The following is a 24,213-nucleotide window of genomic DNA, read 5'->3' on the forward strand; positions in this document are numbered from 1 at the left end:
AAGCGGTTACCATCCGCGCACCACAACACCGTCGCGTCGGCCACGAGCGGACAAGACGACGGCGGGCCGACGGCAAGACGACAAGGGGACAAGGTGCGCAACAAGGGGATATCCGCGCTGGTCTGTGCCGGATTCATGGCGGGCGCCGCAGTGCTCGGCGGGGCAGTGCCAGCGTCCGCGCAGGGTGACGCGAGACCGTCCGCCGCGGATACCAGGGCCGACATCCGGGAGCAGTTGGAGAAGATCCCCGGCATGAAGGTCGTCTCCGTGGTCGACAGGGAGGGCTACCCCTTCTACACCCTCACGTACGCCCAGCCCGTCGACCACCGCGACCCCGGCGCCGGCACGTTCACCCAGCGCGCCACGCTCTGGCACAAGGCCACGGACAAGCCGACCGTCCTCTACACCGGCGGCTACACCCTGGCGTCCAACACCACCGCCCTCACCAAGCTGATCGACGCCAACCAGGTCAGCGTCGAGCACCGCTACTTCGAGCAGTCACGCCCCTCGGGCCCTGCGGCGTCGGACTGGTCCAAGCTCACGATCCAGCAGGAGGCCGCCGACGAGCACCGCCTGACCCAGGCGCTGCGCGGCATCGAGAAGGGCAAGTGGCTCGGCACGGGCGCCAGCAAGGGCGGCATGACGGCCACGTACCACGAGCGCTTCTACCCCGGCGACCTGGACGCGGTCGTCGCGTTCGTCGCGCCGAACGACGCGAACAACCGCGACGACAGCGGCTACGAGCGGTTCTTCAGGACCGTCGGCACGGCCGAGTGCCGGAGCGCGCTGAACGCCGTGCAGCGCGAGATGCTCGTACGGCGTGAGGCGCTGCTGCCCAAGTTCGAGGCGGACGCGAAGGCCGCCGGCGACACCTTCGAGGAGACCCTCGGCACCACCGACCGTGCCTATGAGTTCGCGGTGCTCGACCAGGTGTGGAACTTCTGGCAGAGCGGCACCGTCGACAACTGCCCGACCGTGCCCGACGCCAAGAAGGCGACCGACGACGAGCTCTACGACTGGTCGAAGAAGCACGGCTTCAGCGTCTACCAGGACGAGACCCTCGGCACGAACGGCACCGGCCCCTACTACCGGCAGGCCGCCACCCAGCTCGGCTGGGCCGACCTGAAGTTCAAACACCTCAAGGACGTCCGCCACTACCCCGACATCTACCAGCCCAACTCGGTCCTTCCCGAGTCGATGCGCGGCTCGTACGACAACAGGACCACCGCCGACGTCGACCGCTGGGTGAAGACCCGAGGTCAGCGGATGATGTTCGTCTACGGCCAGAACGACCCGTGGAGCGCGGAGAAGTTCAAGCCGAGCCACCGCGACTCCTACCGCTACGAGGTCCCGGGCTCCAACCACGGCGCCTCCATCGCCAAGCTGCCCGCCGCCGAACAGGCCGAGGCCGTCGCGACCATCAAGCGCTGGGCGAACGTGAAGTAGCCGCCACCGAAGAGTTCTTGAGCAGGGGCGCGGCGATCAGCAGCCGCGCCCCTGCGAGGACCGGCAGCAGGACGCGGTGGTCGACGCTCTCCACGAGTCCCGCGCCCAGAGCGATGCCAAGGGCGGTCGGCGTGAACATCAGGGTGTTCGCGGTCGCCGCCGCGCGGCCGAGCAGCGCCCGCGGTGTCTCGCGCTGCACCGCCGTCATGCCCGCGATCAGCACGCAGGGCAGGCCGAGGCCGTTGGCGAAGCTGCCCGCCAGAGCCGTGGCGTCGTACGGCAGCGCGTGCAGGACCACGGCGAGCGCGGTGAGCGCGATGCCCGCCCCGCCGAACCGGCGCCCTCCGAAGCGCCGCATCAGCGCGCCCGAAGAGACGCCGACCGCGACAGAACCGGCGCCCTGCACGACGTACAGCACGCCGGTGTACGCGGGGGAGCGGCCAAGACCCTCCACGACCGCGTAGACGGTCGCCCCGCTGATCCCCGAGGTCAGCATGGTCAGGCCGCCCGCGAGGACCAGGGGGCGCAGCTGCGGACTGCCCCACAAGTGGCGTGCGCCTTCGGCCGTCCGGGCCCGCCATCCCGACGCGTCGCGCGCGGGTGCGTCCTCGCGCACGCGCAGCAGCGTGAACATTCCGGCCGCGAGTACGAAGGTGGCGGCGTCCAGGAGCGCCACCCGGGCGCCTCCGTAGGCGGCGAAGAGGCCCGCTCCCGCGAGTGGGGCGATCAGCTTCATGCCCTCGTTCGCGGACATCCGCAGGCCGTTGAAGTCTCCCGTCAGGTCCTTGCCGACGGCCGCCGTCACCAGCGCCGCCTCCGCCGCGTCGGTGACGGCGCCGCACGCCCCGTACAGGAAGAGCACCGCGTAGAGGATCCACAGGGTGCTCGTGGAGTCGACGAGGAGGAGGGCGGTCAGCAGGGCGCCCAGAGCCAGGTTCGTGCCGATGAGCAGGGATCTGCGGCGGGTGCGGTCGGCGATCGTGCCCAGGACGGGGCCGGTCAGGGCCGGGGCCCAGAGGGCGAACGTGCAGAGGGCCGCCAGACCGTCCGAGCCGGTCAGCTGCTTCACCCAGATCCCGGCCACCAGCCACATCGCGGAGCTCCCGAAGCCGGAGACCACCACCGCGCCCAGACAGAGGCTCGCGTCGCGGTTGCGCAGGATCCGCGTGATCGTCGATGTCATGGCAGGTGATGGTGGTTCTAAGGCCCCCAGGTCGGCATAGGGCAGGTGCGGTAGATCCCGTGGATATCGGTGGACCCGTGCGCCGGTCGGCGATGAGTTCCGGGCCGCGGGGCGGTCCCATACGCAGGAGCGCGGCCCGCGGGGCAGGCAGGGCCGCCGAGATTCGGGAGGATCCCATGACGGACATGGTCGACTTCGCGCCGCAGGCCCGGCTTGTGGCAGGCATCGCGGAAGGCGTCGGTGACGAGCGGCTCGAAGGGCCCACGCCCTGTCCGGAGTACCGGGTGCGCCATCTGCTGGGCCATCTGATCCAGCTGGCCGGCGCGTTCCGGGACGCCGCGCGCAAGGAATTCGGGCCCCACCTCGACCAGAACCCGGGCAGCGCCGTGCCGGACATCGGCCCCGAGTGGCGTGCCGCCCTGCCGAAGCTGCTCGACGAGCTGGCCGAGGCGTGGCGCGACCCGGCCGCGTGGGAGGGCATGACCCGGGCGGGCGGCCTCGATCTGCCGGGTGGCGTCGCGGGCGCCGTCGCCATGGACGAACTCGTCGTGCACGGCTGGGACCTGGCCCGTGCGACGGGACAGGCGTACGCCCCTGACGAGGCGAGCCTCGGAGTGGCCAAAGGGCTGCTCACGCCCCAGGAGGGTGACAGCTCGGGGAACAGCCTGTTCGGGGCCGTGTTCCCGGTACCGGACGACGCCCCGCTCCTCGACCGTGTGATCGGCCTCAGTGGCCGTGACCCGGGATGGACGCCGGGCGCGTAGGACTCAGGTTTTCTCCGGATCAGGTATCGATCGGGCAAAGAGTCTCGCGATGTGCTGTGTGATGCGCGTAGACAGTGCGCGTAGACGGGCATTGACCTGCTCGAACTTGTTGCCCGTGCACGGACCCTGACCCAGGCCCGGGCCCAGACCCTGATCCGGAGAGAGCGACCTATGCGGAAGTCCCTACGGGTGGCGGGCATCGCCACCGCCTGTGCCGTCGCCGGAGCCGCGCTGTACGGCACCGGCGCCATCGCCGACTCGGCCTCGGCGCGGCACACCGCCGAACCCCAGAACATCGGCGTCCTCGTCGGCGAGATCGACGACTACTACGGCGCGTACCAGGACGCCGACGGCGTCTGGCGCTCCTCGCCCGACAGTCCGTACGCCAAGGACCTGGCGCGCGTCCAGGCGAAGGCGAAGAAGGACATCAGGAAGGCCGCCGCACGCGGCGCGAAGAGCGACGGCCACGGCGTGCAGGGCGGCGCTCACGGCAAGAAGCCCGCGATCGTCCTCGACGTGGACGACACCGCGCTGCTCAGCTTCGACTACGAGAAGTCGACCAACTACACGTACAACGGCGCCACGTGGGACGCCTACGTGAAGGAGGCCAAGCGCCCCGCCGTCTTCGGCATGCCCGAACTCGTCAAGTACGCCAAGGGCAAGGGCGTCGAGGTCTTCTTCCTGACCGGCCTGAGCGAGACGCAGCGCGAGGGCGCGGTCACCAACCTCGCCAGGGCCGGGTACGACACGAAGCTCGACACCACGCACGTGTTCACCAAGAACAAGACCGCCCCGCCCGCCTATCTGAGCCACTGCGCCACGCCCGCCAAGTGGGAGTGCACCACCGTGCAGTTCAAGGAAGGCACCCGGAAGTACATCGAGTCGACCGGCTACAACATCGTCGGCAGCTTCGGCGACCAGGTCTCCGACCTCGCGGGCGGGTACGCGGACAAGACGTACAAGCTCCCGAACCCGACGTACTTCGTGGAGTAGTCCGCTGCTCGATGCCGCTGTCGGCATCGCGAGATAGGTTGCATTCCTGACTAGGTCGTTCTACGGTCTAGGTAGCTCACATGCTCATGGGGTCGTGCGGCACGCGTCGTGCGGCCCCTTCGGGAAGGGGGATTCCCATGACCGTCTCGCCGGACTTCTCAGCCGCTTCCACGGCCGTCACAGCCGTACTCGGCGCCTATCTGCTCCTCGGTGAGCCCTGGCTCGGCCGCCGCCTCTACGGCTCGCTGGCCCGCCGCCGCGACACCGAACCACGCGCTCTCGTGCGCTACTTCAGCTTCATACTCGTCTTCTGGGGCGTCCTCGCCGCGCTCGCGGTGGCCGCGCTGCTGCTCTCGCCGGGCATGGCCGCCGCCGACCTCGGCATCGCGGCGCCCGCGTCGCCGCTGACCGCCGCCGTCATCATCGTCATGATGGGAGCGGTCTCGGTGGTGTCGGGGCGCAAGATGCGCGCCCTCGCCGAAGGCGGCAGGAACGTGCCGGGGCTCGCCTCCATCCAGGCGATGCTGCCGCGCACGGCACAGGAGCGCCGCCTCGCGATCGCCGTCGCCGTGACCGACGGCGTCTGCGCCGAACTCGTCTACCGCGGGCTCCTGATCGCCTTCGGCGTCGGCGTGCTCGGCCTCAACCTCTATGCGGCGGCGGCCCTTTCGGTGCTCGTGTACGCCGTCGCCGGCATCTATCAGGGCCGCAGCGGCGTCATCGCCTTCGGTTCCGTCGGGGTGCTGTTCGCCGGGCTCTATGTGGCGAGCGGGAGCCTGCTGGTGCCCATCGCCATCCACATCGCCCTCTCCGTACGGGACTTGACGCTCCCCGTGCCGGAGCCGATCGGCAGCGTTCCCGCGCACGAGCCGTCCCAGCCGTCCCAGCCGTACGAGTCGACCCCGAAGGGCAACTGACCATGACCCCACCCGCCTCCGGGGGTGCGAAGGCCGACCGCCGGGCCAGCTGGTTCAAGGGCGTACTCGATCTGCTCGTGCTCGCCGCCCTCACCGACGGCGAGAGCTATGGCTATGAGATCGCCAAGCTGCTCGACGCCTCCGGTTTCGGCCAGATCAAGGGCGGCACGCTCTACCCCGTGCTCAACCGCCTTGAGGAGGCGGGCCTCGTCGCCGCCGAGTTCCGGGCCACCGAGAAGGGGCCGGGGCGGCGCTACTACTCCCTGACGGACGAGGGGCGCACCACCCTCGGCGAGCAGGGCGGGCTGTGGCTCGCCTTCGACGGATCCGTACGTGAGGTCCTGGCGAAGGCGGGTGTGCGGTGAGCGTGACCTACTTCGTCGACCTCGCCGAGCGGCTGCGGGAGCACGGGGCGCCCGCCGACCAGGTGGCGGCGACCGTCGCGGATCTTCAGGCGCACCTGGAGGAGTCGGGCGGCGCCGACCCGGAGGCCGAGTTCGGGCCCGCGGAGGAGTTCGCCCGCGAGCTGGTGCCCGCCGCGCCCGCCGGGCCGGAGGCGCCCGAGGCCTCCGGGGCGCACGTCGAGACGTGGCGGTGGACCGCCGACACCTATGTCGACGAGGAGCTTCTGAACCGCTTCGGCGACGAGGGGTGGGAGGTGGAAAGGGTCGACGCGCTCGGCCGTTTCGTCAGCCACCGCGACCTGGAGAGCCCGCAGCGCTGGGAGTACCGGCGTGAGCTGGTCACACGGGGGCGTGAAGGGCTCGACGAGCGCCTTGCCCCCGACGGCTGGGAGGCCTGCGGGAACTGGATCGTCTACGCGTGGTTCAAGCGGCCGAGGGCCGCGAGCCTGGGGCCGGGCGCGGAGATCTCGGCGCCGCCGCTGGTACCCGATCGGTGGCGCTTCTTCAGCCGGCGTTTCTATGTCCTCGTGGCTGTCGCGGCGGCGGTCGTCGTCCTGGCGGGTGTGGCCGTCGCCGTCGACGACGGCCGGCCCGACAGCGGGCTCGGCTTCGTCGCGGGGGTCCTGGTGGGGCCCCTGGGGCTGTTCGCCGGTCTCTGGGCCGTGCAGGTGTGGCGCTCGCGACGCTGACCGTCTCACCGCTTCTGCCTCCGCGGGGTGCCGTCTCGTTCGTCGGCACCCCGCGGTCGTGCGCGAGCGGATGCGGCTACTGGTTCAAGGCCGCCGACATCATCGCCTTCGCGATGGGCGCCGCGAGGCCGTTGCCGCTGACCTCCGACCGCGCCGCGCTCGACGACTCGACGATGACCGCCACCGCGACCTCCTTGCCGTCGCTGCCCTTGGCGTACGAGGTGAACCAGGCGTACGGCGTCTTGCTGTTGTTCTCGCCGTGCTGTGCCGTGCCCGTCTTGCCGCCCACGTGCGCGCCGCTGATCCGCGCGTTCGTACCCGTGCCCTTCTCGACGACCGTCTCCATCGCCGATTGCAGCTGACTCGCCGTGTCCTCGCTCATCACACGCTGAGATTCCGCGTCGTCGTACGACTCCAGGACGTCGCCGCCCGAGTCGGTGATCTGGGAGACCATGTGCGGCGAGACCAGCTTGCCGCCGTTGGCGATCGCCCCCGAGACCATCGACATCTGCAGCGGCGTCGCCGTCACGTCGAACTGGCCGATGCCGGTCAGGGCCGTCTGGGCCTTGTCCATGTCCGAGGGGTACACGCTCTCGGACGCGCGCACCGGCACGTCGAGCTTGTCGGTGTTGAAGCCCATCTTCTCGGCCATCGCCTTGACCTTGTCCTGGCCCAGGTCGACGGCCATCTTCCCGAAGACGTTGTTGCAGGAGTACTGCAGCGCCGTACGGATCGTCGCGTCCTCGCAGGGCGCGGAGGCACTCTCGTTCCTCAGGGGCTGGGTCGAGCCGGGCAGCATGTACGGGTTCGGGCTGTCGGTCTTCGTGTCCGCCGAACCGTAGAGCCCGTCCTCCAGGGCCGCCGCCGCGACGACCAGCTTGAACGTCGAACCCGGCGGCAGCGGCTGCCGCAGCGCGCGGTTGACCATCGGCTTCTCCTCGTCCTTCAGGAGCGACGTCCACTCCTTGGAGTCGGTGGAGCCGCTGATGTCGGAGGGGTCGTACGAGGGAGTCGACACCATGCCGAGGATCTTGCCCGTCTTCGGGTCCAGGGCGACCGCCGCGCCCTTGGTGTCGCCGAGCGACTTGTACGCGGCCTTCTGCACCGCCGGGTCGATCGTCGTGACCACGTCACCCGGATCGGCGCGCTTGTCGGTGACCGTGTCCAGCGGGTTCTTCAGCCGCGTGTCGGTGCCGTCGAGGACGTCCTTGTAGATGCCCTCGAGCTGCGTCGCCCCGTACACCTGTGAGCTGTAACCCGTGACGGCCGAGTACAGATCGCCGTCCTTGTAGGTGCGCTTGTACGCGAGGTCGCCGCCCTTCGTCCGCTCGGAGCCGGTGATGGACTCACCGCCCACGATGATGTTCCCCAGCGGGTTCGCGTACTGCTCGATCGCGTTGCGCCGGTTCAGCTTGTCGTCCGCGAGCGCCTTCGAGTCGTAGAACTGCACCCAGGTCGCCCGCACAAGGAGGGCGACCACGAGCAGCAGCGTGAAGACCGCGGCGCGCCTGATCGTCTTGTTCATCCCGTGAAAAGACGAGCGGCGCGGATGTATTCGTTCCGTTCTGCGGGGTTTCTCAGACATTCCTCATACTGCGGGCGCTGTGACACGGTGCGGGCGCTGCGACGGTACGGGTGCTGCGACAGTGCGGGCGGGTCAGTCGGCGTTCATGAAGCCCGCCTCGTACGCCGCGATCACCGCCTGCGTACGGTCCCGCGCCCCCGTCTTGGCGAGCACCGAGGCCACGTGTGTCTTCACCGTCGCCGGGCCCACGCCCATCCGTCCGGCGATCTCCGCGTTGGTCAGGCCCGCGGCCATCAGCCTCAGCACCTCGCTCTCGCGCCCCGTCAGCCTGGCCACCCAGGCGGGCGCCGCGGGCTTCGCGCGCGCGTGCTCGGCGGCCAGGGCGCGCACCGCCGCGGGGAAGAGCAGCGAGTCGCTGCGCGCGACGAGCCGCACCGCCTGCACGAGCGAGTCCGCGTCGGACCGCTTGAGGAGGAACCCGGAGGCCCCCGCGCGCAGCGCCTCGTACACATAGGAGTCGTTCTCGAAGGTCGTCACGACCACGATGCGCGGCGGATCGGCATGGGTCCGCACGATCTGCTCGGTGGCCCGGATGCCGTCGATCTCCGGCATGCGTACGTCCATGAGCACCACGTCGGGCCTCAGCTCGCGCACGACGGACACCGCGTCGGCGCCGTTCGCCGCCTCGCCGACGACCTCCAGGTCGGGCTCGGCGGAGAGGATCGCGCGCAGGGCGGTGCGCACCATGCGCTCGTCGTCGGCGAGCACGATGCGGATGGGGGGAGTCATACGGGGCCCTTCAGGGGGAGTCGTACGTTCACTCGCCACACCCCGTCGGCGGGGCCGGCCAGGACCGTGCCGCCGAGGAGCCTGGCCCGGTCGGTGATGCCGCGCAGGCCGTGGCCGCCGCCGGGACGGGACGCGGGAGGCGCGGGGGAGCTTTGGGGCAGCGGGTTCTCCGTGAGGATCTCCAGGACGGTGCCGTCCAGGGCGATCCGGAGGGTCACCGGGGCCGCGGGGCCCGCGTGCCGGAGCGCGTTGCTCAGGCACTCCTGGACGATGCGGTAGGCCTCGCGGGACACCAGCGGCGGCAGGGCGTCCGGGCCTTCGGGGCCGAGCTCGACCGCGGCCTTCACCCGCAGGCCGCCCGCGCGGGTGCGCTTGAGGAGCCCGTCGAGGTCGGCGGAGAGGGTGGGGGCGGGCGCGGTCGGGCTCGCCCGGTCGTCGCTGCCCCCTTCCCTCAGCACACCGAGAACCGCGTCGAGTTCGCCCACCGTGCGCCGGGTCGTCTCCTCGATGGCGGCGAGTGCCTCGCGGACGAACTCCGGGTCGCGGTCGAGGACTCTGCGAGCGGCGCTCGCCTGGAGCGTGACCGCGCTCAGGGCGTGGCCCACCGAGTCGTGCAGCTCCCGCGCGAGCCGGTTGCGTACGGCGAGGTCCGCGGCGCGCTGTTCGGCCGCCGCGAGCCGGTCGGCGGGCGAGGGGCCGAGCAGTCCGGGCGCCCAGCGCGCGAGCAGGCCCCCGGCGGCGGCCGCGCACCCCGCGAGCGCGAGGAGGGCGAGGATCCCGGCGACGGGGGAGAGCGCCAACACCCATCCCTCGTCGAGGACTTCGGGCATCCCGACCCGGCTGTCCCGCAGCGCGGCGACGAACGGCAGCGCGATGAGGACCGCCGCGAACGGCGGCAGCGCGAGGGACATCCCGCTGATGATCCCGCCGAACCCCAGGTGCAGCGTGAACCACGCGACGGTGCGCCCGCGCGCCTGCCGGGACCGCGCGGGCCCGTCGGCGAGCGTGTCGCCCGGCACATCGCACAGCGCCCGCACGGCGGCCACCGACATGGGCCGCGTGAGCGGGAAGAGCGCGGTGACGGCGGCGAGCGGCAACCCCACGGCGAACGAGCCGAGTTGGGCGACGGTCGAGCCGAAGACGTTGTCCTCGCCGAGCAGCGGACCGATGACGACGGAGCCCACGAAGACGTACGGCATGGCGAGCGCGCCGCCGAGGATCAGGTGGATCCACCGGCGCCGCGCCCGGCGCCCGAACAGGGCCGTCAGGGACCGCGGGACGACCGCGGCGGTGCCTGCCCGCTCCTTGAAGAAGCGCACTCCGAGAGCGGCCACACGCCCTCCGATGGTCATCCGCACAGAGTAGGTCGGGCTCATGGCCCCTACGTTCCCGGGGCGGGGGTGGGGAGGGGCGGGGAGATCGGGCAGAGGAACCCGCCCCTACGCCAGCACCAGCACCGCCTCATCGATCTCCTCGCCCCGCGCATGCGCGAAGCCCCGCGCAGCGGCAGTGACCCGGAACCCGCACTTCTCAAGCACCCGCAGGGACCCCGCGTTGTCCGACGCCGCACGCGCGTAGAGGGGCCGCTCCGGCACCTCGGCCAGCAGCGCCCGCAGAGCGGCCGTGGCCAGACCACGGCCCCAGTACGCGCGGTCGATCCAGTACGTGACCTCGCGCTCCCCCGGCTCCCCGTACACCGCCGCGCTGCCCACGACATCGCCGTCCGCGAGAACCGTACGGGCGACGACGTCGTCCGAGACTCGGAGCTTTTTCCAGTGGGCCTCGAAGAGCGTCCAGTCCGCCGACTTCGGCGAGGTGAACGCGGCGACGTGGTTCGACTCGGGATCGTTCATCTGCCGGTAGAAGACCGGGAGATCGCTGTCGTGCACCGGGCGCAGAATGACATCCATACCGACCATGGTCAGAGCCTACGAGTCGCCAGTGACAACCGGTCCCGCGCGTCGAACAAGGCGTCCTTCACCATCTGCTCGTGCGCGGGCGTGAGCCGTGCCACCGGCACGGAGCAGCTGATGGCGTCCCGCGCGGGCGTGCGATACGGGATCGCGACGCCGAAGCAGCGCAGGCCGAGCGTGTTCTCCTCGCGGTCCACCGCGATGCCCTGCTCGCGGACCGTGCGCAGTTCCTCGATCAGCTTCTCGCGGTCGGTGATCGTGTGCTCGGTCAGCGCGGGCAGCGTCTCCGGGAGCATCTTGCGGACCTGCTCGTCGGTGTGGGTGGCGAGCAGGGCCTTGCCCAGGGAGGTCGAGTGCGCAGGGAGGCGGCGGCCCACGCGCGTGAAGGGGCGCAGGTAGTGCTGCGACTGGCGCGTGGCGAGATAGACGACGTTCGTGCCGTCGAGGCGCGCCAGGTGGATCGTCTCCGTGGTGTCGTCCGAGAGGCGGTCGAGCGTCGGACGCGCCGCCGCCACCACCTCGTCGCCGTCGATGTACGAGGTGCCGACCAGCAGGGCCCGCACCCCGATCCCGTACCGCGTGCCCGTCGCGTCCGTCTCCACCCAGCCCAGCTCCACCAGCGTACGAAGGAGCATGTAGAGGCTGGACTTGGGGTACCCGACGGCTTCCTGGACGGCGGCCAGAGAGTGCATTCCGGGGCGCCCCGCGAAGTATTCGAGCAACTCCACGGTCCGCACCGCGGACTTGACCTGTGCCCCGCCAGTCTCGCCAGCCGACATCGCCCTTGACCCCTTAGTTCGACGAGAAATAGTCTCCGAAGTCTCCGCTATTCATCACCGGAGACAGCGTTCAGCATATCGAACAGCCCAGGTGGGTGGCAGCACATCTGTGGCATCACCCTTGGAGGGACCCCGCGGTGGCAGCAGCACCAGTCTGGAGTGTCGACCCCCGAACCGGGAAGCAGCGCGAGCAGGTCGCTGTCGAAGCCTCGGCCCAAGAGGTGGATCAGGCGGTACGTTCCGCCCTGGCCGCCAAGGACGCCCTCGCCGACCGCGCCGTACGCGCCGCGTTCCTGCGCTCCGCGGCCGAACTGCTCGACGGGGCCAAGGACCACCTGGTGGAGGCCGCGGACGCGGAGACCGCGCTCGGTCCCGTGCGGCTCACCGGTGAGCTCGCCCGCACCTGCTTCCAGCTGCGGGCCTTCGCCGACGTGGTCGACGAGGGCGGGTTCCTCGGCGTCGTCATCGACCACCCCGACAGCAGCGCGACCCCGCCCATCCCGGACCTGCGGCGCTACAAGATCCCGCTGGGCGTCGTGGCCGTCTACTCCGCGTCCAACTTCCCGTTCGCCTTCTCCGTGCCCGGCGGTGACACCGCGAGCGCGCTCGCCGCGGGCTGCCCCGTGGTCGTCAAGGCGCACCCGGACCACCCGGCCACCTCCGAGCTCGTGGCGGCGACGCTGCGCCGGGCCGCGGCCCGGCACGACATCCCCGAGGGCGTCGTCGGCCTCGTGCACGGCTTCGACGCGGGGGTGGAGCTCGTCAGGCACCCGCTCGTGTCCGGCGCGGGCTTCACCGGTTCGATCCGGGGCGGCCGTGCCCTCTTCGACGCGGCGGCGGCCCGCCCCGTGCCGATCCCCTTCCACGGCGAGCTCGGCTCCCTCAACCCGGTCGTCGTGACCGAGGCGGCGGCTCTGGAGCGCGCGGAGGAGATCGGGACCGGTCTCGCGGGCTCCATGACGCTCGGCGTCGGCCAGTTCTGCGTCAAGCCGGGCCTGGTCTTCGCGCCGGCCGGCGCGGGCGGCGACCGGTTCGTCAAGTCGCTGACCGAGGCGGTCAGCGACACCGAGGCCGGGGTGCTCCTCGACCACCGGATGCGGGACAACTTCGTCGCGGGCGTGCGCGAGCGGGGCGAACTGCCGGACGTGGACGCGCCGGTGACGCCGGGCGCGGGCGGCGAGCACACGGTGAGTGCGGGCTTCCTGACGGTTCCCGCGGCGCGGCTCGCCGCCTCCGGTGAGCACGATCTGCTCCTGGAGGAGTGCTTCGGCCCGGTGACGGTCGTCGCACGCTACGAGAACGAGGCGGAGATCACCTCCGTGCTCACCCGGCTGCCCGGCAACCTCACGGCGACGGTTCAGCTGTCCGCCGAGGAGGCCGCGGGCGAGGGAGGCGGCGCGGCACTGGTCGCCGAACTCACGCCGCTGGCCGGGCGCGTGCTGGTCAACGGGTGGCCGACCGGGGTCGCGGTGGCGCCCGCACAGCACCATGGCGGTCCCTACCCCGCGACGACGTCCACCTCCACCTCCGTGGGCGGTACGGCGATCGAGCGCTGGCTGCGCCCTGTCGCGTACCAGAACACGCCCGAAGCGCTGCTTCCGGCCGAGCTGCGGGACGACAATCCGCTGGGGCTGCCGCGTCGCTACGACGGGCGCCTGCAACACTGACGCCCATGGACGTCGACATCCCCCAACTGCCCTTCTCCCTGCGCACGTACGGTCCCGACGGCAACTGGTCGTACGAGAAGGGGGCGCTCACCGGCTGGGCGGGCGCCCGGCAGGACCGCTTCGTGCCGCCGACGGGCGAGGCCCTTGACCCCGCTTCGGACGCGCCGCGTCTTCTCGGCGCGCCCGAGGGGGACTTCCAGCTGATCGCGCGGGTGACGGTCGGTTTCGCGGCGGCGTTCGACGCGGGCGTGCTGTACCTCCACGTCGGCGACCGGGAGTGGGCGAAGCTCTGCCTCGAACGGTCACCGGACAAGGCGACGGTCTGCACGGTCGTCACCCGCGGTCACTCCGACGACTCGAACGCGTTCGTGGTGGACGGCAGCAGCGTCTGGCTCCGGATCAGCCGCACGGGTTCGGCGTTCGCGTTCCACGCGTCGTTGGACGGGAAGGAGTGGACGTTCGTCCGGATCTTCTCCCTCGGCGAGGAGAAATCGGCGGGAGCGGCCCTGGTCGGCTTCATGGCGCAGTCGCCGGTGGGGGAGGGGTGCGTGGTGACGTACGAGGAGATCGAGTTCCGTCCCAACTGGCCCCGGGGCCTGAGGGACGGGTCCTGACACCGCTCCTCAGACGTCACAGCCGGGAAGGTGCGGGGGCGGGGGCGGGGAAGATCAACGCCCCCGCCGCAACCCCAGCGTCGCCACCCCCGAGGCTGTCAGCAGCCCCGCCGCGATCAGCAGGCTCACCCGCATCCCGGAGACGAAGTCCCCGGCCACAAGCCCCCCGAAGGCCGCGATCCCCAGGCCCCCGGACACCTGCCGGGCCGAGTTGAGGACTCCCGCGGCCAGGCCCGCCCGGTGGGCCGGCACCGCCTCCCACGTGACGACGCAACGGCGCTCACCGCCTGTCACGTCGCCGATGGGCATCTCATGCTCCTCGGAAGCTGGGAGAAGCCTGAAGGGCCTGAGGGCGATGGCTAGCAGGTTGACCGTGAGTCGGTTGACGCTGCTGTCGCGCGAGCCTTCGAACGCTTCGAAAGTCATGCGGTTATCCACCAAGATCCAACGCAGTGAACCTCCAGGCCCAGAGTTGGGGCCTGGAGGTGGTGTTTGTGAGCACACAGCGCGCAACTATCGCGGTGGTGCAGCTGGTCAGCCCGTGGGAAGACTGGACCGCGCGGAGGAGGAAACAGGTCGCTGCCTGTAGTCGACCCACGCTTGCGCCGTCGCTTCCATGGCGCTCAGCCACGTCTGATCAGGGAACCGCTTCGCACGCTTGCGGTACATCCGAAGGTTGGCCACCGCGAACGCGTCGATTGCCGCAGGATCGGACTTCGACCACGCCGCACACTGAGACACCCACGACTCTGCGTCCTCCGGGCTGTGGCCCGCTGCAATGAACTGCAGTACGAGGAGTGCAGGGTCGATCAACGCGCTTCCCCTCGTCGGCCATGCCCAGTCGACGACCCAAGACCCGGCCTCCCCGACAAGGAGGTTGCTGGGGTTGATGTCGCCGTGAACAAGGCTGTCACCCTTGAAGAGCGCGGCCTCGTCCTGGTCCGCCGCGAAGCGGTCCCATCGGGTCTCCGGCCAGTCTTCGGCCACGGTCGGCAGTGGGACTTCCCCGATCCTGTTGACGAGCTGAGCAACGGCAGGAAGATCTACGGAGCTTGGTGCGAAGTCGCTGGGGCGACCGCTGACCAACTCGTATCCGAGTGCGATCCATTGAGCGTCCTCCGCGTGCCAGAGGAGGCGCGGGGAGAGCGGATGCACAGCTTCGTTGATCAGCCGCTCTCTGACGATCGAGTCCCGACGCCCCCCAGCCCGGTTTGCGATCCCCTTGACGAAGAAGCGTCCCAGAGCGCCATTGATCAACATCAAGACGTCAGAGCTGAATCCGCGCTCTGTGATCTGTGAGTCGGAGATGTCTCCCGTGTAGGAGTGGATGAGGTCCAGGAATTCGAGACTGGGGAGGCGACGGTTCATTCCGGCTTCCTTCTAGTTCCGAGGAGTGCACTCACTGCCCGGATACCCGGGTGAGCACTCGTCGTCGTTGTCATCGTCGTCATCGTCTCCGCCGTTGCCACCGTTGCGGATGATGGATGAGTTGATGAGGGCGCCCGCTGCAGTCATGTCATCGCCAGTGAGGATGTCCTCCAGCGAGCCAACAAGGACGTTGCCGACATTCAGCCACGTGGAGAAGACGCACGGTGACACGTCGCCGTTAGGGCCGACCGACGCACGGCCGTCACCGCATCGGCCACAGAGGCCGGCAACGCTCGGCTCTTGCCCGCACGCAGCGCGCCCAAAGGGGCGAACCGTGTCCGTCTTGATCCTCTGCACGCCCATGGCGATGAGTTCCCGACGCGCCTCTTCGACACGCTGGCCTCCGCCACAGTCGATGATCCCCACACGGATCGGAATGCCGAGTCTGACGGCCTGAGCGATGTTGGCCCTCGTCCGGGCGTGGCTCTGACGGCCCGTGATCGCGTTGTGCTCGTCTGGGTCGTCCGAATAGTACGACGTGGCGAGATAGGCGCCTCCGATCATGAAGAGGGCCCACCAGGGATCCGGGACGTGGACGAAGTTGCTATAGACCTCCACCGCCATACCGTAGGTCAGGGCGTGATTCGCGATTTCGATCGAGTCAGGGTGGAGAAGCGGCTCGCCGCCGAACAGCTGCACCGCACGAACGCCGCTTCCGGCGGCCTCGTCAATGACCCTGATCCAATCCGTGAGGACCATCTCCCCGTGCTGCCCCGCAGGACCCGAGTCGTTGAGGCAGTGAAGGCACTCCAGTTGGCACTTCCGGGTCAGGTCCAGCCACAGGAAAGCCCCTTCCGTTCGGCGTGCGGGTAAGGGAATGCTCGTGATCACCGGTGCTGTCATGGCTCCTCCTAGTCTCATCTACGGAGAACGCGTTTCTGCTCTGCGGTTGCAGGCTTCAGCGCGTCCGGGTTCGCAGCCCACTGCCGTCCCGAAGGCCGTTGAAGGATGACCTCAGTTGCAGTCACCAGGCGCACGCGTCCGACAAGGACGTTGGCCAGGTCGTACACCGCCAGGCCGAACGTCAGTTCGTCAGGCTTCATCGGCGCCCCCTGTGTCAGGCAATGGACGGCCCGCTCTGCTCGTTGACCTCAGCCGGGAGTGGAAGTAGGAGGGCGAGCAGAGCGGGCCTTAACCGTTGGCGTTGCAGAACTCCGACGTGCAGTACCAACGGGGCTTTAAGGCCGTACCGTTCCTCCGTCGCGGGGTCCGGGCGACGTAGCGGGCCGACGGCTTGGCGGCATGCTCAACGCCTCCGCCAAGAGGACGCACGAGCGCAAGCGGGGCGGGGAGGCAACGCTCTGCGCCGCACGACTGACTGGGGACGGCCCGCGATCACGTCAGCCGTGCCGCACTTCTGGCGTTGACAGTCGACACCCGCACGTGAAGCAAGCGATGCGGCTCGATATGGCGAATGTGTTCAGGCCTGGCGTCCCACTCGCGGCCCCCCTTAGGGGGGGGCGGAGCTGGTAGATCCCGCCTTCGTTGCCCATGACGACGCCCACAAGGTTCCTGCGCGAATCCAAGACAGTTTCGCCTAGTGCGGGGGTGTGCGGCGCGTCCGTGTCTGTTTCTTCTGGCTCTGGCCCTGCCGTCTCCATGCACCCGACGTTATTGGTGCTGCACAGAGGATCACAGACACGTAGCGTTGTAGTTCGCTGACGGACCGCATGGAACTACAACGTGGCGTGGTAGTTAGCCAGTAACGCCCAGGTGAGCGGCCATGATGCGCATTTCCTGAGTCAACGTGCGCTTCCGGTGGGAAAGGATATCGTGCATGACGTGGCGAGCCATGGACTGATGCTTCAGCCACTCAGGGGATGTGCGGAGGATGGTGTTCAATTCCTCCATTGAATCTTGGTGCGATCCGAGCCGCGCGTGAGCGTAGGCAACGTCCAGGCGATGACGGTCCCAGTTGTTCGCACTTGGCCGGCCGAACCTCTTCAGTGCCTTACGCCCTACCGGTCCTTCGTCAGACCTGCGAATGACCCCGCGAGCATCACCGATCAGGGCGAGATCCTCAATTGCCTTCGTCTCAGCTGTCACCGGCCCGAAGGTAGTCCAGTGCTGACGGAAGTCGACGTGTTCCTCATTCAGCGCGCTCGCCGCCGTCGCAGTCATTCGACGTGCTTCCTTGGCCACGTCCGGGCGGTTGTTGCGCATCGCCGCCGAAGCGACGCGCTGGAGGAGTTCCCCCCATACCGCCAATTCCCCAGGGGAGGCGCTGGAGATCCGCGGCTCCACCTCTGCAGCGGTGACAGTGGCCAACCGCTCCGCCTCGTCGAAACGGTCCTGCCTCAAGAGCAGCCAGCCCATTCCCACGACGCCGGTTGCGGCAATCTGCACCTGCCCGGCCTCGCGGGCGTCGCGGATCCCTTGCGAAAGAGCGTGATAGGCCATGTCGTATCGGCGGACCTGCGTCAAGTATTTGCCTGCAAGGAGGAACGCACCGGCCCGCGTGATGATGGCCTTTTGCTGCGCCTCGCCCTCCGCGCTGAGGGCCACAGCAGCCTCAGCGGCTCGCAGGATTCCGGGCAGCCTCTTCGCCACGGAGTCGTACCGGTCCGCGTGATACAGGCTGTGGGAGTCGTCGATGTCGCGCTGAATCGAATGAAGGTCGGCCATCTGGTGTGGCTCAGTGAGCACTTCAGCCAGGCCGATAGGAGGCATGAGAGCACGCCTGAGTTCCATCAGCTTTGGGCCGTCCCCTGCGCTCGCGTGCACGGGGTCAGGGGATTCCGTCACGAAGAGGCTGGAGGTAGACGTACCGAGCGCCCGCGCGATCATGTGAAGGGTCTCGACCCTGGCGTCTCCGCCTTGCTCAATCTTGCGGATCGTGCCCACGGAGAGGTTCGCCGAGTCGGCTAGCTCCTCCTGGCTCAGGCCCGCCCCACGGCGAAGGTCTCGGACGTTCTCTTGCAGCGACGACATCGAATCACCTCCCGTCCAGCGTACGTCCGTTGGGCATGCTGACGAGGCCTCCCAGGAGGGATGGTCCGCTACCGGTCAGAGCAACAAATATGACCTGATGGTTCGTTCAGCTAGTGAAGGCGAGCGTGTAGGCGTCCACGACCCACTGGAGCCCGGACATGCCGCCGCCCAGGGAGTCGCCGATCGCGGGCAGCGCCACGTTCACCACGGAGGCGTCGAGCGTGATCAGGGCGAAGCCGAGCATGGCGGCGGTGAGTGTGAGGCCGGGGGAGGGGTGGCGCTTGCCGCTGCCGCCGGGCACGGGGTGGGGTGCCGACGTTGCCACATGCCCGGTGGGGTGGGAGTCCTCGGTGAGGGAGTTCGTTGCCATGTCCATGAGTCTGCTGACGGCGGCGCGGCTACAGTAGTGGCCTGGATGCCATACCTCCGGAGGTTCTGGCCATGCCCCGCCCGAAGCCCGCCCGTCGGCCGGACCAGCCGCACCGACCGCACCGCGTCGCCGTCATCGCGCCCTCACCCGTGTCGATGTTCAACCTCGCGATCCCCGAGATGCTCTGAACTGCTGGAGACGACGTCGCTCTCCATGGACCAGGTCGCACAGGCCTGTGGGCTCGGCACGGCCGACTCGCTCCGCGGCCATCTGGTACGCCGCACCGGGCTCACGCCGAGCGCCTACCGCACCCAGTTCAACCGCCTCGGAACCCAGGGCTCCCGGAACACGTCTGTCGCAGCGTGATCCACTCAGCCTTCCCCACGACGATGCGGACCGTGATGCCGACCGTCATACGCACCGCCCTCACCGCCGACGCCCCGGCGCTCGCGGCCCTGCACGCCCGTGCCCGCGCCACGTACTACCCCGAGGGGCTGCCGGAACAGCGCGTCGACGCACTCGTGATGTGGCGGGGAGCCGTCGAGCGCCGTGACGGGCATGTGCTGTGCGCGGTCCGCGAGGGCCGGATCGTGGGCCTGGCCTCCTTCCGTACGCCCGAGGGCGAGGCGGCGGACACCGTGGCGCTCTTCCAGTTCCACGTCGACCCCGACCACTGGCGCGCGGGGGTCGGCGCGGCCCTGCACGCCGCGTGCGTGGAGGAGTGGCGGGCCGACGGCATCCGGCTGGCCACCCTGGACGTCCACCGGGAGAACCGGCGCGCCCAGGCCTTCTACGCCCGCCACGGCTGGCAGCAGGCCGCACCGGGCGAGGGCGCGGGCACGCACCTGCGGATGCGGCTCTCGGTGACGCCCGGGGGTCCTGGGGCAACCGGGGAATGACCGGATCAGGCCGTACGTTCTTCCAGTGACCGGAGGGATCCTCCGCACCACCGTCAACGTTCGACCTGAAGAGAGCTGGACACATGCGCGTCGAGATCTGGAGCGACATCGCCTGCCCCTGGTGCTACGTGGGCAAGGCCCGCTTCGAGAAGGCACTCGCCGCTTTCCCGCACCGCGACGACGTCGAGGTGGTGCACCGCTCCTTCGAGCTCGACCCCTCGCGCGCCAAGGGCGACAGCGGGCTTGTGATCCCGATGCTCGCCAAGAAGTACGGCATGAGCGAGGAGCAGGCCCAGGAGGCCGAGCGGAACCTCGGCGTCAACGCGTCGTCCGAGGGCCTGGCCTATCTCACCGAGGGCCGCGACCACGGCAGCACCTTCGACATGCACCGCCTCCTGCACTTCGCCAAGGAGCAGGGCAGGCAGGACGAGCTGCTCGGGCTCCTCTACCGCGCCAACTTCGCCGATGAGCGGTCCGTCTTCGACGACGACGAGCGGCTCGTGGAGCTCGCGGTCGAGGCCGGTCTCGACGCGGACGGTGCCCGCGCGGTCCTCGCCGACCCGTCCCGTTACGCCGACGACGTACGCGCCGACGAGCGCGAGGCCGCCGAACTCGGCGCGAACGGCGTGCCGTTCTTCGTCCTCGACCGCAAGTACGGCGTCTCCGGCGCCCAGCCCGCCGACGTCTTCGCCCAGGCCCTGGAGCAGGCGTGGGACAGCCGCTCGCCGCTCACCACCCTCGCGGACGGCGACGCCTGCGGCCCCGACGGCTGCGCGGTTCCGCAGGCCTGATGCGGCGGCGCGCCAGCACCGCTGACCGGTCGCCTCCACGCATGCGTGATGGACGTGGGCGTGAACGGGCGCGAGAGTTGATCCCATGGGGATCATCAACGGCGCCGAGTTCGCGCCCACGTCGACGTATCTGGACACGGCGAAGAGCGGCCTGCTGCCTGCGCGCGCCGTCGAGGCGATCCAGCGCCTCGCGGCCGAGAACGGCATGGGCGCGGGCGGTGGCTCGGGTGACTTCGGGATCGTGAACGCCGCCCGTGAGGCCTTCGCGCGCCTTGTCGGCGTGGACCACTCACGGGTGGCCACCGGCGGCTCGGTCGCCGTCCACTGCGGCCTGATCGCGGCGGCGCAGCGTCCGGGCTCCGAAATCCTGCTCCCCGAGGGGGAGTTCAGCTCGATCATCAACCCCTTCGTGGTGCGCGGCGACCTCAAGATCCGCTACGTACCGCTTGAGGAACTCGCCGAGTCGGTCCGCCCCACCACGGCCCTCGTGGTGTACTCCGCCGTGCAGTCGGCCGACGGCCGTCTCGCCGACGACACGGCGGTACGTGCGGCCGCGGCCGCCCACGGCGCCCGCATCCTCAACGACGCCACGCAGGCCGCGGGCTGGCTGCCCTTCGACGCGAGCCCGTACGACTACACCGTCACCGGCGCCTTCAAGTGGCTGCTCTGCCCGCGCGGCACGTCGTTCCTGACGGTGAGCGAGGAGGCGCAGGAGTCCCTCGTCCCACTGCACGCGGGCTGGATGGCGGCGGCGGACACCTGGAACTCCACGTACGGACCGCTCTCGGAACTGGCCCCCGACGCGCGCCGTTTCGACGAGCCCCCCGCCTTCCTCGCGTACCACGGAGCGGCACAGTCCCTGGCCCACCTGGAGGAGACCGGAATCGAAGCGGTGCACGCCCACGACACGGCGCTCGCGGCCCGCTACCGTGCGGGACTCGCGGACCTGGGCCACGAGCCGGTGCCCGGCGGGTCCCCCATCGTCTCCGTCCCCGGCCTCGCCGACAAGGAGCCCGAGCTGAGGCGGGCCGGGGTCATCACGGCCGCGCGCGCGGGACACCTGCGAGCCTCGTTCCACCTGTACAACACGGAGGCGGACGTGGACCGGATCCTTGACGTGCTCTCCGGCTGAACCCTGGCGCGCCGGGCGGCGGGGCACTAGGAATGCAGGACGGGGTGGCCTCACGAGGCGGTGGTGTCAGTGTCAGCGGCGGAACAGCCATATTGGGACACCGACCTGCATCAGCGCCTTGTGTACGGCGACGAGACGGCCCTCGCCGAGGTCTACGACAGGTACGGCACCCTCGTCCACCGCATCGCGGGACGCGTCACCCGCAGCCCCGGCGGGGCGGAGGACGTCGCCCAGGAGGTCTTTGCCCATCTCTGGTCGAGGCCCTACGCGTTCGACGCGCGGCGGGGAAGTCTGCGTACCTGGCTGAGCATGCTGGCGCATCGGCGGGCGGTGGACTGGGTACGCGGCGAGGAGCGCCACCGCAAGGCGGCCCATGCCGACGACACGACCCTGCACACGATCCCCACCCCGGATCCGCCCCCGGAAGACGTGGTCATGGCACGAGAACGCTCCCTGCTCCTGCACTCCGCGCTGGCGAGGCTCCCGCTCCCGCAGCGCCAGGTGGTGCACCTGGCGTACTTCGCGGGCTGCACGTACCGCCAGGCCGCGGTGGAACTCGGCATTCCCGAGGGCACGGCGAAGACCCGATTGCGTACGGCCCTGCGCACGCTGGCCGAAGCGCTGACCGACCCACCCGACCCACCCGATGCGGCACTTGCCGACGCTCCAGGCGAAAGAGGCGCGTGATGACCACGGATCACGAAGCCGTACGTGAGCTTCTCGGGGCCTGGGCCGTCGGCGCGCTCATGCCGGGCGACGAGCGGACGGTCGCTCCGCATCTGGCGGACTGCGATCCGTGCGCGGCGGAGGCGTCGCGGCTGCGCGCGGCGGTACGGCACCTGGACGGCCCGCCCGTCACCGACGGGCCCGCTCCCGCCGCCGACCGGGGCCTCGCCCTGGCCCTGCGCGCCCGCCCGGCTGTTCCCCGTACGGCCGCGCACGCGGCGCCGTACGCCGCTGCCGTGTCCGGACTCCGGGCGCTCCTCGGGGAGTTGGACGAGAAGGGTCTCTGGGGAACTCCCGTCGTGCACGACTGGAACGTGCACGACACGGTCGCGCATCTGGTGGCCGCCGATGAGCCGCTGGCCGTGCGGCTCGGCCTGCGGGCGGCCGGGCCGTGGGACGGCGTGGACGGGACTCCGTGGCGTACGGCCTGGGCGGGGCGTACGCAGGAGGTCCTTCGCCGTGAGCGCGGACGCGCTCCCGCCGAGACGGTCGCGTCCTGGCAGGAGCAGGCGACCGCGCTCCTCTCCGCCCCCGAGGCGCACGATCCGGAACTGGCCGGGCGGGCCACGACGCTGATGGGCGCGCGGCTTCCGCTCGCGGACCACTTCCTGGTCAGGGCCTTCGAGGCGTGGGTGCACACGGACGACATCGGCAGGGCCCTGGACAGGCCGGTCCCGCCGCCCCTCTCCCCCCACCTCTGGCAGCTGGTGCGCCTTGCCGTACGGATCCTGGACCTGGCCCTCGGCTCCGAGGCGCCGGCCGTCGCGCTGACCGTCGCGGATGAGGGGGACGAGGGGAACGAGGGGGACGAGGTGTCGTGGGTCCTGGGCAGCGGGGCGGAGCCGGTGAGCGCGGAGCTGGTCCTGGGGCCGGTGGACTTCTGCCTGCTCATGGGCGGGCGGGTCGATCCCGCGGAGGTCCCCAGGGGAGTCTCCGGCAGTCTGTCCGCCGCGGACCAGGTCCTGGCCCGAGCGGCGTCGCTGGCCTGGCTCTAAGCCTCACCAGACCCCGTCAGCAACCCGCAGCTCGCCTCCGTGGCCTCCACGAGGACCCCGCGGCGATCGTCCGGGTCCGGGCGGCGCTGTACGTGTCCGGCCTGCTCAAGGCGCTGCGGCAGCTACGAGCCCGAGGACGTCGGCGGTACGGAGAAGGGCTACACGGACTACCCGGTGCTGTAACCGCGACCCGGACGTCACAACCAAGCTTGGCCCGGCACTCCAAGGTGCCGGGCCAATTCTCATACGAGACTGCTTACTTCACCGGAGTGAAGTCCCGAGCCCCGATGTAATCCGGCCGCCGGATCGGCGCCGCGAACGGCTCCACCGCCGTGTTCTCCACACTGTTGAACACGATGAAGACGTTGCTGCGCGGGAACGGCGTGATGTTGTCCCCCGAACCGTGCATGGCATTGCAGTCGAACCAGGTCGCGGAACCCGCCTCACCGGTGAAGAGCCGGATGCCGTAATCCGAGGCGAGGTCCGTGAGCGTCTCGTCCGAGGGAATGCCCGCGTCCTGCATCTGCAGGGACCGCTTGTAGTTGTCCTTCGGCGTCGCGCCTTCACAGCCGAGGAACGTCTTGTGCGACCCCGGCATGATCATGAGGCCGCCGTTGGTGTCGTGATTTTTGGTGAGCGCGATCGAGACCGAGACGGTCCGCATGTTCGCGAGGCCGTCCTCGGCGTGCCAGGTCTCGAAGTCCGAGTGCCAGTAGAACCCCGAGGCCCCGAAGCCAGGCTTGACGTTGATCCGGGACTGGTGGACGTAGACGTCGGAACCCAGGATCTGCCGGGCCCGCCCCACCACCCTCGGATCGGCAGCGAGCTTCGCGAACAGCTCGCTGATCTTGTGCACCTCAAAAATTGTCCGGATCTCCTGGGAACGCGGCTCCACGATGGAGCGCTCGTCCGCCCGCATCGTGGGGTCATCGATCAACCGCGTGAGCTCGGCGTGGTAGACGCCCACCTCGTCCGGGGTGATGAGCTGGTCGATCGCCAGGAATCCGTCCCGTTCGAACCCCGCCAGTTCGTCGGCCACGATGGGCCCCGGTGTACCCGGCTCGGACCACACGACGGGGTCCTTGCGTTCGATGAGGACCTCTTCGGCGCCTCGTGTCGGGTACAGATCGGCGGTGCGTTCGGGTGCGGTGGTCATGGTGTTGCCTGCCTCTCCTCTCGTACGGCCCTTTCCGGGATGTACACCCCCGCCGCCCAGAGGAAGAGGGCGGCGGGGGAGATTCAGGGGGCGTGTTGCTTC

At 69.9% G+C, this 24,213-nt stretch carries 24 protein-coding genes and 3 pseudogenes; 14 read left to right on the forward strand and 13 right to left on the reverse strand.

Going from position 1 to position 24,213, the window contains the following annotated elements:
* The first annotated feature begins 93 nt into the window (after nt 1-93).
* On the forward strand, nt 94-1,446 hold the full coding sequence (locus tag ACZ5CR_RS30750; protein WP_468863367.1) for a S28 family serine protease: 1,353 nt from the start codon (nt 94-96) through the stop codon (nt 1,444-1,446).
* Here the strand turns inward: ACZ5CR_RS30750 and ACZ5CR_RS30755 are convergent.
* On the reverse strand, nt 1,421-2,629 hold the full coding sequence (locus ACZ5CR_RS30755; RefSeq protein ID WP_468863369.1) for an MFS transporter: 1,209 nt from the start codon (nt 2,627-2,629) through the stop codon (nt 1,421-1,423). The genes ACZ5CR_RS30750 and ACZ5CR_RS30755 overlap by 26 nt on opposite strands.
* A gap of 176 nt (nt 2,630-2,805) precedes the next feature.
* Between ACZ5CR_RS30755 and ACZ5CR_RS30760 the strand changes: the two genes are divergently transcribed.
* The 5 genes from ACZ5CR_RS30760 to ACZ5CR_RS30780 all read left to right on the forward strand — a co-directional run bounded on the left by ACZ5CR_RS30760 (nt 2,806) and on the right by ACZ5CR_RS30780 (nt 6,396).
* The gene (locus ACZ5CR_RS30760; protein WP_468863371.1) at nt 2,806-3,393 is read left to right on the forward strand and encodes a TIGR03086 family metal-binding protein; all 588 of its coding nucleotides are present in this window, start codon (nt 2,806-2,808) and stop codon (nt 3,391-3,393) included.
* Between the two features lie 171 nt (nt 3,394-3,564).
* Nucleotides 3,565-4,386, forward strand: coding sequence for an HAD family acid phosphatase (locus tag ACZ5CR_RS30765; protein WP_468863373.1), 822 nt, complete (start codon nt 3,565-3,567; stop codon nt 4,384-4,386).
* A gap of 137 nt (nt 4,387-4,523) precedes the next feature.
* Nucleotides 4,524-5,303 carry a CPBP family intramembrane glutamic endopeptidase gene (locus ACZ5CR_RS30770; RefSeq protein ID WP_468863376.1) on the forward strand — a complete coding sequence of 260 codons (780 nt, stop codon included), beginning with the start codon at nt 4,524-4,526 and terminating at the stop codon, nt 5,301-5,303.
* A 2-nt stretch (nt 5,304-5,305) separates the two neighbouring features.
* Entirely contained in the window at nt 5,306-5,668 is a 363-nt protein-coding gene (locus ACZ5CR_RS30775) for a PadR family transcriptional regulator (protein WP_468863378.1), read from the forward strand.
* A complete protein-coding gene (locus tag ACZ5CR_RS30780; RefSeq protein WP_468863380.1) occupies nt 5,665-6,396 on the forward strand; it encodes a hypothetical protein in 732 nt (243 codons plus the stop codon). The genes ACZ5CR_RS30775 and ACZ5CR_RS30780 overlap by 4 nt, the downstream gene beginning before the upstream one ends.
* A gap of 76 nt (nt 6,397-6,472) precedes the next feature.
* On the opposite strand, the gene ACZ5CR_RS30785 is transcribed toward ACZ5CR_RS30780, so the two are convergent.
* The 5 genes from ACZ5CR_RS30785 to ACZ5CR_RS30805 form a co-directional block, all read right to left on the reverse strand.
* Nucleotides 6,473-7,921, reverse strand: coding sequence for a peptidoglycan D,D-transpeptidase FtsI family protein (locus ACZ5CR_RS30785; RefSeq protein ID WP_468863382.1), 1,449 nt, complete (start codon nt 7,919-7,921; stop codon nt 6,473-6,475).
* Nucleotides 7,922-8,053: 132 nt separating this feature from the next.
* On the reverse strand, nt 8,054-8,710 hold the full coding sequence (locus tag ACZ5CR_RS30790; protein WP_468863384.1) for a response regulator transcription factor: 657 nt from the start codon (nt 8,708-8,710) through the stop codon (nt 8,054-8,056).
* The gene (locus tag ACZ5CR_RS30795) at nt 8,707-10,086 is read right to left on the reverse strand and encodes a sensor histidine kinase (RefSeq protein ID WP_468863387.1); all 1,380 of its coding nucleotides are present in this window, start codon (nt 10,084-10,086) and stop codon (nt 8,707-8,709) included. Before ACZ5CR_RS30795 ends, ACZ5CR_RS30790 begins: the two co-directional genes overlap by 4 nt.
* Nucleotides 10,087-10,149: 63 nt before the next feature.
* Entirely contained in the window at nt 10,150-10,620 is a 471-nt protein-coding gene (locus tag ACZ5CR_RS30800; RefSeq protein WP_468863585.1) for a GNAT family N-acetyltransferase, read from the reverse strand.
* An 11-nt stretch (nt 10,621-10,631) separates the two neighbouring features.
* Nucleotides 10,632-11,402, reverse strand: a complete 771-nt coding sequence (locus tag ACZ5CR_RS30805) for an IclR family transcriptional regulator (protein ID WP_389910369.1) — start codon at nt 11,400-11,402, stop codon at nt 10,632-10,634.
* Between the two features lie 137 nt (nt 11,403-11,539).
* On the opposite strand from ACZ5CR_RS30805, the gene ACZ5CR_RS30810 reads away from it, so the two are divergent.
* Together ACZ5CR_RS30810 and ACZ5CR_RS30815 are read left to right on the forward strand one after the other, a co-directional pair.
* On the forward strand, nt 11,540-13,069 hold the full coding sequence (locus ACZ5CR_RS30810; protein ID WP_468863390.1) for an aldehyde dehydrogenase (NADP(+)): 1,530 nt from the start codon (nt 11,540-11,542) through the stop codon (nt 13,067-13,069).
* A 5-nt stretch (nt 13,070-13,074) separates the two neighbouring features.
* Complete coding sequence (locus ACZ5CR_RS30815; protein ID WP_468863392.1) at nt 13,075-13,683, forward strand: DUF1349 domain-containing protein; 609 nt, start codon at nt 13,075-13,077, stop codon at nt 13,681-13,683.
* A 54-nt stretch (nt 13,684-13,737) separates the two neighbouring features.
* Here the strand turns inward: ACZ5CR_RS30815 and ACZ5CR_RS30820 are convergent, their stop codons facing one another.
* The 5 genes and pseudogenes from ACZ5CR_RS30820 to ACZ5CR_RS30840 all read right to left on the reverse strand — a co-directional run.
* Nucleotides 13,738-13,992 carry a hypothetical protein gene (locus ACZ5CR_RS30820; RefSeq protein WP_468863394.1) on the reverse strand — a complete coding sequence of 85 codons (255 nt, stop codon included), beginning with the start codon at nt 13,990-13,992 and terminating at the stop codon, nt 13,738-13,740.
* 225 nt (nt 13,993-14,217) lie between these two features.
* Complete coding sequence (locus tag ACZ5CR_RS30825) at nt 14,218-15,051, reverse strand: protein kinase (RefSeq protein WP_468863396.1); 834 nt, start codon at nt 15,049-15,051, stop codon at nt 14,218-14,220.
* 12 nt (nt 15,052-15,063) lie between these two features.
* A complete protein-coding gene (locus ACZ5CR_RS30830; RefSeq protein ID WP_468863399.1) occupies nt 15,064-15,954 on the reverse strand; it encodes a radical SAM/SPASM domain-containing protein in 891 nt (296 codons plus the stop codon).
* 852 nt (nt 15,955-16,806) lie between these two features.
* On the reverse strand, nt 16,807-18,042 hold the full coding sequence (locus tag ACZ5CR_RS30835; RefSeq protein ID WP_468863402.1) for a helix-turn-helix domain-containing protein: 1,236 nt from the start codon (nt 18,040-18,042) through the stop codon (nt 16,807-16,809).
* Nucleotides 18,043-18,151: 109 nt separating this feature from the next.
* A pseudogene (locus tag ACZ5CR_RS30840) lies at nt 18,152-18,412 on the reverse strand (MFS transporter); the annotation flags it as partial.
* Between the two features lie 168 nt (nt 18,413-18,580).
* On the opposite strand from ACZ5CR_RS30840, the pseudogene ACZ5CR_RS30845 reads away from it, so the two are divergent.
* From ACZ5CR_RS30845 to ACZ5CR_RS30870, 6 genes and pseudogenes are all read left to right on the forward strand, one after another.
* Nucleotides 18,581-18,778 (forward strand): annotated as a pseudogene (locus tag ACZ5CR_RS30845) (AraC family transcriptional regulator); the annotation flags it as partial.
* A 35-nt stretch (nt 18,779-18,813) separates the two neighbouring features.
* Nucleotides 18,814-19,311 (forward strand): GNAT family N-acetyltransferase, encoded by a 498-nt coding sequence (locus ACZ5CR_RS30850; RefSeq protein ID WP_468863404.1) that lies wholly within the window; start codon nt 18,814-18,816, stop codon nt 19,309-19,311.
* A gap of 83 nt (nt 19,312-19,394) precedes the next feature.
* The gene (locus ACZ5CR_RS30855) at nt 19,395-20,102 is read left to right on the forward strand and encodes a DsbA family oxidoreductase (RefSeq protein WP_468863407.1); all 708 of its coding nucleotides are present in this window, start codon (nt 19,395-19,397) and stop codon (nt 20,100-20,102) included.
* 85 nt (nt 20,103-20,187) lie between these two features.
* A complete protein-coding gene (locus tag ACZ5CR_RS30860) occupies nt 20,188-21,234 on the forward strand; it encodes an aminotransferase class V-fold PLP-dependent enzyme (RefSeq protein WP_468863409.1) in 1,047 nt (348 codons plus the stop codon).
* A gap of 69 nt (nt 21,235-21,303) precedes the next feature.
* On the forward strand, nt 21,304-21,921 hold the full coding sequence (locus ACZ5CR_RS30865) for a sigma-70 family RNA polymerase sigma factor (protein WP_468863411.1): 618 nt from the start codon (nt 21,304-21,306) through the stop codon (nt 21,919-21,921).
* Entirely contained in the window at nt 21,921-22,955 is a 1,035-nt protein-coding gene (locus tag ACZ5CR_RS30870; RefSeq protein WP_468863414.1) for a maleylpyruvate isomerase family mycothiol-dependent enzyme, read from the forward strand. The genes ACZ5CR_RS30865 and ACZ5CR_RS30870 overlap by 1 nt, the downstream gene beginning before the upstream one ends.
* Before the next feature lie 20 nt (nt 22,956-22,975).
* Here the strand turns inward: ACZ5CR_RS30870 and ACZ5CR_RS30875 are convergent.
* Together ACZ5CR_RS30875 and thpD are read right to left on the reverse strand one after the other, a co-directional pair.
* Nucleotides 22,976-23,071, reverse strand: a pseudogene (locus tag ACZ5CR_RS30875) (MarR family winged helix-turn-helix transcriptional regulator); the annotation flags it as partial.
* Nucleotides 23,072-23,211: 140 nt separating this feature from the next.
* Complete coding sequence (gene thpD / locus ACZ5CR_RS30880) at nt 23,212-24,111, reverse strand: ectoine hydroxylase (protein WP_468863417.1); 900 nt, start codon at nt 24,109-24,111, stop codon at nt 23,212-23,214.
* Between the last annotated feature and the right edge of the window lie 102 nt (nt 24,112-24,213).

Source organism: Streptomyces sp. NPDC031274 (assembly GCF_055570235.1).